At 49.9% G+C, this 6559-nt stretch carries 6 protein-coding genes; all 6 read left to right on the top strand.

Annotation, left to right across the window (positions count from 1 at the left end; genetic code table 11):
- The first annotated feature begins 140 nt into the window (after positions 1-140).
- The 6 genes from VIM87_RS22975 to VIM87_RS23000 all read left to right on the top strand — a co-directional run bounded on the left by VIM87_RS22975 (position 141) and on the right by VIM87_RS23000 (position 6297).
- Complete coding sequence (locus tag VIM87_RS22975; protein ID WP_331999268.1) at positions 141-860, top strand: helix-turn-helix transcriptional regulator; 720 nt, start codon at positions 141-143, stop codon at positions 858-860.
- A gap of 142 nt (positions 861-1002) precedes the next feature.
- Positions 1003-1233, top strand: coding sequence for a DUF3820 family protein (locus VIM87_RS22980; protein ID WP_089910669.1), 231 nt, complete (start codon positions 1003-1005; stop codon positions 1231-1233).
- 23 nt (positions 1234-1256) lie between these two features.
- Positions 1257-2252, top strand: coding sequence for an SMP-30/gluconolactonase/LRE family protein (locus tag VIM87_RS22985; RefSeq protein WP_331999269.1), 996 nt, complete (start codon positions 1257-1259; stop codon positions 2250-2252).
- Positions 2253-2351: 99 nt separating this feature from the next.
- Positions 2352-3428: a Gfo/Idh/MocA family oxidoreductase gene (locus VIM87_RS22990; protein WP_331999270.1), complete on the top strand. Its 1077-nt coding sequence runs from the start codon at positions 2352-2354 to the stop codon at positions 3426-3428.
- Positions 3429-3518: 90 nt separating this feature from the next.
- The gene (locus VIM87_RS22995) at positions 3519-4718 is read left to right on the top strand and encodes a dipeptidase (RefSeq protein WP_331999271.1); all 1200 of its coding nucleotides are present in this window, start codon (positions 3519-3521) and stop codon (positions 4716-4718) included.
- Between the two features lie 4 nt (positions 4719-4722).
- Positions 4723-6297 (top strand): D-aminoacylase, encoded by a 1575-nt coding sequence (locus VIM87_RS23000; RefSeq protein WP_331999272.1) that lies wholly within the window; start codon positions 4723-4725, stop codon positions 6295-6297.
- Positions 6298-6559 lie beyond the last annotated feature (262 nt).

Here is a 6559-nt window from a genome sequence, read left to right on the forward strand (position 1 = left end):
TAACAGCAGTGCATCATAGCTGCTAATGAAGTAAGATTCGTTAGTTTTATCGAACAATATCCATCAGACTGCCAACTGCTAACTGCCCACTGCCAACTACGGACTGCCAACTGCCAACTAAATCGTAGATTTACCGGGATATGGGCTACCGCGAATACACACCTCATTCACAGCTGCGCAGCTATATAGATGCTTACTGGACCGTGCAAACCGCTGCCCATGACCTGCCTGTGCCGGAAAGGATATTGCCGGATGGTTGTGTAGATATTATTTTCAATTTAGGTACAGCGGTAGCCGTTAATCCGCAGCTCACTATGGCCAGCGGCGGCACTTACCTGGTAGGCACTATGACACGTTTTTCAGCCTCCATGCGGCAGCCGGCCACCAGCTTATTAGGCATCCGTTTTAAGCCGGGCTGTTTTACCGCGTTCTACGATCTTTCCCTGGAAACTATCACAGACCGTGTTATTCCTTTTAACAGTGGGTTGATCACCGGCGAAACCGTTGATATTAATGAGCTGGATAAATTACTGCTGGATAAAATCAAAACCGTTCCGCACAGCCTTTTACCTGTTATTGCAGATCTCTATCATTATAAAGGACAGCTTAGCATGGACCGGCTGGCCAAAAAACATTTCATGCATAACCGGCAGCTGGAACGGCTGTTCAAACAACAAACGGGCATCAGCCCCAAAGCCTTTGCCAACCTGGTAAGGTACCGTTTTGCATTAAAGCATATTAAGGAACACCGGGCCGGCGCCAGCCTGCAGGACATTGCCTTTGAATACGGTTATTATGATCATGCGCATCTGAGCAATGAGATTAGAAAGTATACCGGCCTGCAGCCCTCCGGCTATTGATCTTAGATTTTAGATTTACGATTTTAGATTTGTGGTATATCTATCACAAAAAACACCTTACTAACGTAAGGTATTTTTATTTTGCGCACTACTGCCTTCCTTCAAATCGTAAATCTAAAATCTAAAATCGTAAATTTGATTCATGGAACTTGCACAGCCCAACCCGGAGATATTACAACAGTTAGTGACCATGAAAATGCCCTTTGGCAAGTACAAAGACACGGTGCTTTGCGATCTGCCGGTATCTTACCTGGAATGGTTCCCGCGCAAGGGCGGTTTCCCCAAAGGCAAGCTGGGCATGCTGCTGGAAACGTTGTACGTGATCAAGACCAACGGCCTTATGTTCCTGCTGGATCCTTTACGGCGTAAATAACAAATCGTTTAACCTTACCTGGTATGAAACGGAACTTATATATTTTCCACGTTATTATTTTACTTTGTGCCTGTAATTCCCGTAATATGAGAACGATCGGCGCCATTGAGCAGGCAGACAGCAGCCTGGATTCCATACTGCATAAAGATGCTCCCATAGAAATTATTGCGGAAGGTTTTGACTGGTCCGAAGGGCCGTTGTGGATCCCTGCGCATAACATGCTGCTGTTTTCCGATATCCCGAAGAACAAAGTATGTAAATGGACGGCAGAAAAGGGACTGGAAACTTACCTCACGCCCTCCGGCTACACAGGCACTACGCCGCGCGGGGGCGAAGTAGGCTCCAATGCCCTGATCCTGGACCTGCAGGGCCGGCTGGTGCTGTGCCAGCATGGCGACCGCCGTATGGCGCGTATGGATGCTCCGCTGGACAAGCCTTCGCCCAAATTTATTTCCCTGGCAGATAATTATGGCGGTAAAAAATTTAACAGTCCCAACGATGCTATTATGCGCAGCAACGGCGACCTGTTTTTTACTGATCCGCCCTATGGTATGGAAAAACAGAACGAAGATCCTGCCCGTGAGCTGCCTTTTCACGGTGTGTTCAAAGTAGCTGCAGATGGGAAAGTAACCTTACTCACGGATTCGCTTACACGCCCCAATGGACTGGCATTAACGCCGGATGAAAAAACGCTCATCGTAGCCAATTCGGATCCCAACAAAGCCATCTGGTATATGTTTGACCTGGCTGAAAATGATTCGCTGGTAAACCCGCGCATTTTACGGGATGTTACGGCCGAAGCAGGAAAAGAAAGCGGCTTACCCGATGGTTTTAAGATAGACCGCAAGGGCAATATTTTTGCTACCGGCCCCGGTGGCGTATGGATCTTCAACAGCAGCGGTAAATTATTAGGGAAGATAAAAGTACCGGTAGCCACCTCTAACTGCGCGCTGGCAGAGGATGATACGGTATTGTACATTACCGCCAGCAAGTACGTGCTGCGGGTAAAGATGCGCTAAGCATGCCCACTCATTTATTTAATAGTAAGCTATTTAATGCCAGCGCCGGAACAGGGCGCTGTTTTTTTTATATTTTGTACGCACTAAAATTCCATTCTGATGCAACGCTGCCGTTTATTATTGATGCTGTTACTCGTTTGCCACTTTTCCGCCATAGCGCAGCAGGTATCCCTGCAGGTAGCGCTGGCCGGCCTTAACCACGACCATGTGCACCTGATCCTGGGCCGCTACCGCAAAGGTGAAGTAAAGATCCTGGGTATTGCGGAAAATGATGAGCAGCTGATCCAGCGCATGAAAAAACGCTACCAGCTGCCGGATAATATCTTCTATAAAGATGTGCCCTCCATGCTGGCTAAAATAAAACCGGATGTAGTGCTGGCCTATAACCCCATTGCCGATCACCTGGCCGTGGTGGAAGCCTGCGCCCCCAAAGGCATACCGGTGATGGTGGAAAAACCGCTGGCCGTATCTGTACAGCAGGCGCAGCGCATAGCCGCGCTCTCCGCACAATACCATGTGCCCGTGCTCACCAATTATGAAACCACCTGGTATAACACCAACCAGCAGGTGCAGGACATGGTGAACAACCAGCACGCCGTTGGGCCCATCCGCAAAATGATCGTGCACGATGGCCATGAAGGTCCTAAAGAAATAGGCTGCAGCCCCGACTTCCTGAAATGGCTCACCGACCCGGTAAAGAACGGCGCAGGCGCTTTGATGGACTTTGGCTGTTATGGCGCTAACTTAATGACATGGCTCATGCACGGCAAAGCGCCAATAGCAGTGAGGGCTGTTACGCACCAGATAAAGCCGGATGTATATCCCAAGGTAGATGATGATGCCACCATTTTGCTGGAATACCCCGATGCTACCGGCATTATAGAAGCTTCCTGGAACTGGCCTTTCAGCATTAAAGACCTGGAAGTGTTCGGTAAAACCGGTTACCTGCATGCGCTGAACATGCATAACCTCGTAGGCCGCCAAAAGGATAGCACCTATACCGTGGACGTAAAACCCGCGCAGTACCAGGATAACCTCACTTACCTGCAGGCTGTGCTGAAAGATGGTTTTAAACCGGGTAATGATCTGTCGTCATTAGAGAATAACATTATTGTAGTAAGGATACTGGAAGCAGCGCGTAAGTCGGCTAAGGAAGGGAAACGGGTGGTGTTGTAAGCGCTGCCGTTGCTGTAAAAACCGCATAACCTTTAGGTTTTATGCGGTTTTTTTATTTTATTGAGAACACAATCCAAAATCTACCGCTTCATGATAAACCTCTTGCCCCGGCGCCTGGCCCTGTGCTGCGTTGTACTGTTATTTTCCGAAAGCGCCCTCAATGCCCAGGCATATAAAAAGCTGCATGAAAAGGCAGTGCTGGTGGATACGCATAACGATGTACTTTCCTCCGCCACTATGCGCGGCCTGGATATTTCGCAGGACCTGCGCGGCAAAACCCATTCAGACCTGGCCCGTTTTAAAGAGGGCGGGGTAGATGTACAGGTGTTTTCCATTTTTTGCGATGAACGTTTTGGAAAGGATACTGCTTTCAAATTTGCCAATATAGAGATCGATTCCCTGTACGCCATCACTGCGCGTAACGCCGATAAAATGGCGATGGCATTTACCCCGAAGCAGCTGGATTGGGCCGTAAAGCAGCATAAGCTGGCAGCCATGATAGGCGTGGAAGGCGGGCATATGATAGCCGGCGATATTGCCAACCTGGATAGCCTGTACAAGCGTGGTGCACGTTATATGACCCTTACCTGGAACAACTCTACAGAATGGGCCAGCTCCGCCAAAGATGAATCGGGCGATAGTGTGCGCAACCCGCATAAAGGGCTGAACGATTTTGGCAAGCAGGTGGTGCGCCGTATGAACCAGCTGGGCATGATGGTGGACCTTTCGCATGTAGGCGAGCAAACCTTTTGGGATGCCATTCACACCACTACAAAACCGGTGCTGGTATCGCACAGCTGCGCGTATGCGCTTTGCCCGGTGTTCCGCAACCTGAAGGATGAGCAGATCAAGGCAGTAGGCGCCAATGGCGGGGTGATACAGGTGAACTTTTACTCCGGTTTCCTGGACAGCACCTATTTCCGGCGGCAAAAGGAGTTCATTGCCCGGCACCAGCAGGATGCAGACGCCCTGAAGCAAAGCGGCAAAGCAGAGTATGAGGTCCAGGAGGAGCTGTACCGCAAATACCCCGCAGAAGCGGAACAGCTGCGGGCGCCCTTTAATTTACTCATTGATCATATTGACTACATCGCTAAGCTGGCCGGGGTGGAGCATGTAGGGCTGGGATCTGACTTTGACGGGATAGAAGCTCCGCCACAGCAGCTGAACGGCGTAGAGGACTACCCGTTAGTGACCAAAGCATTACTGGAAAGAGGATATACAAAGAACGACGTCCGCAAAATATTAGGCGGCAATTTTATACGCGTATTTAAGGCCAACAGCAAAAAATAATAGTATGATGAAATGGTTAACCGGCATGGCTTTGTTGTGCAGCATTTCTGCATTTGCGCAGCAGCCCTGCGATGTATTGATCCGCAATGGCCGGATCGTGGATGGTACCGGCAACTCCTGGTTTTATGGGGATGTGGCGGTAAAAGAAGGTAAGATCATTGCCGTGGGTAAGCTAAGCGGCTACAGCGCAACCAAAACCATTGATGCGCAAAAGATGATCGTAGCCCCTGGTTTTATTGACGTGCACGGGCATGTGGAATCCGGCATTTTTGAACGCCCTACGGCAGATAATTATATTTATGATGGCGTAACCACCATTGTTACGGGCAACTGCGGCAGCTCAGCCGACGATCTGCAAAAGTTCTTTAGCCGGGTAGATAGTCTGCACGCAGGCATTAACATAGCCTCCCTGGTTGGGCATAATACGGTACGGGCGCAGGTGATGCACCGGGATAACCGCGCACCCACGCTGGCAGAGCAGCAACAGATGGATACCCTGGTGGCCAAAGCCATGCAGGATGGCGCGGTAGGTTTTTCAACCGGCCTCATTTACATTCCCGGCGCTTTTTCCAAAACAGATGAAGTAGTGGAGCTGGCTAAGTCGGCCGCGCAATATAACGGCGTGTATGCGTCACATATACGGAACGAGGAAAACAAGGTAGTAGATGCGGTGAATGAAGCCATTAACATTGGCAGATCGGCCAATATGCCGGTAGAGATCTCGCACTTTAAAGTAAGCGGTAAAGCCAACTGGGGCCGCTCCAATGAAATATTAGGATTAGTGCAGCAGGCCCGCAAAGAAGGCTGGGACGTAACCATTGATCAATATCCTTACACGGCCAGCAGCACTAACCTGGGTGTGCGTTTGCCGGATTGGGCGCTGGCCGGCGGGCAGGATTCCATTAACGCACGCCTGCACAATGCCGCCACCCGTGCACAGATCAAAAAGGAAATGCTGGACCAGCTGCACAGCTACAAATACAAGAACTACAGCTACTGCGTGGTAGCCTACTATTCAGCAGATACCAGCTTTAACGGCAAAAGCATTACAGACATCAACAAGCTGATGGGCCGTAAAAGCAATGCCAAACATGAGGCAGAAACCATTATGGACATGGTGGAAAAAGGCGGCGCGCAAATGGTATACCATGGTATGAATGAGGAGGATGTGCGTTACATTATGCAATACCCTTTTTGCATGGTAGGCGCTGATGCCGGTGTACCCACACCAGGCAAAGGCATGCCGCACCCCCGCGCTTATGGCACCAATGCACGCATACTCGGTAAGTATGTGCGGGAGGCCAAGCTGATCCCACTGGAAGAAGCCATCCGCCGCATGACCTCCCTGGCCGCACAAAAATTCCAGCTAAAAGACAGGGGCCTGCTGCGCGAAGGCATGGCCGCTGACATTGTGATCTTTGACGATCAAACGATCGATGACAAAGCCACCTTTGAGGTACCGCACCAATACTCCAACGGCATGCAGTACGTATTGGTAAATGGTCAGCTGGAGCTGGAAAACGGCCGCCATACAGGCCTGCGCAGCGGTACGCCGTTATATGGACCGGCTAAACGCTAAAGGGCAGAAAGCATAAAGCACAAAGCGTAAAGCATAAAGCGAAAAGGATAAAGCATAAAGAATAAAAGGGGGATAGAACATAAGGGCTTCAGGCTTTATGCTTTATCCTTTCTGCTTTCTGCTGAAATTAGCTACATGGACACCTTCAACCACATCAAAACCCTGATCACCATTATCCTGGGTTTAAGCATTACGCATTTGCTGAAAGGCGTGGCTAAGTTTATACAGCATCCGCACCGCGAGAAGCCGTATTGGTTGCACC

Source organism: Chitinophaga sp. (assembly GCF_036569125.1).
In the GTDB taxonomy this organism is placed as follows: domain Bacteria; phylum Bacteroidota; class Bacteroidia; order Chitinophagales; family Chitinophagaceae; genus Chitinophaga.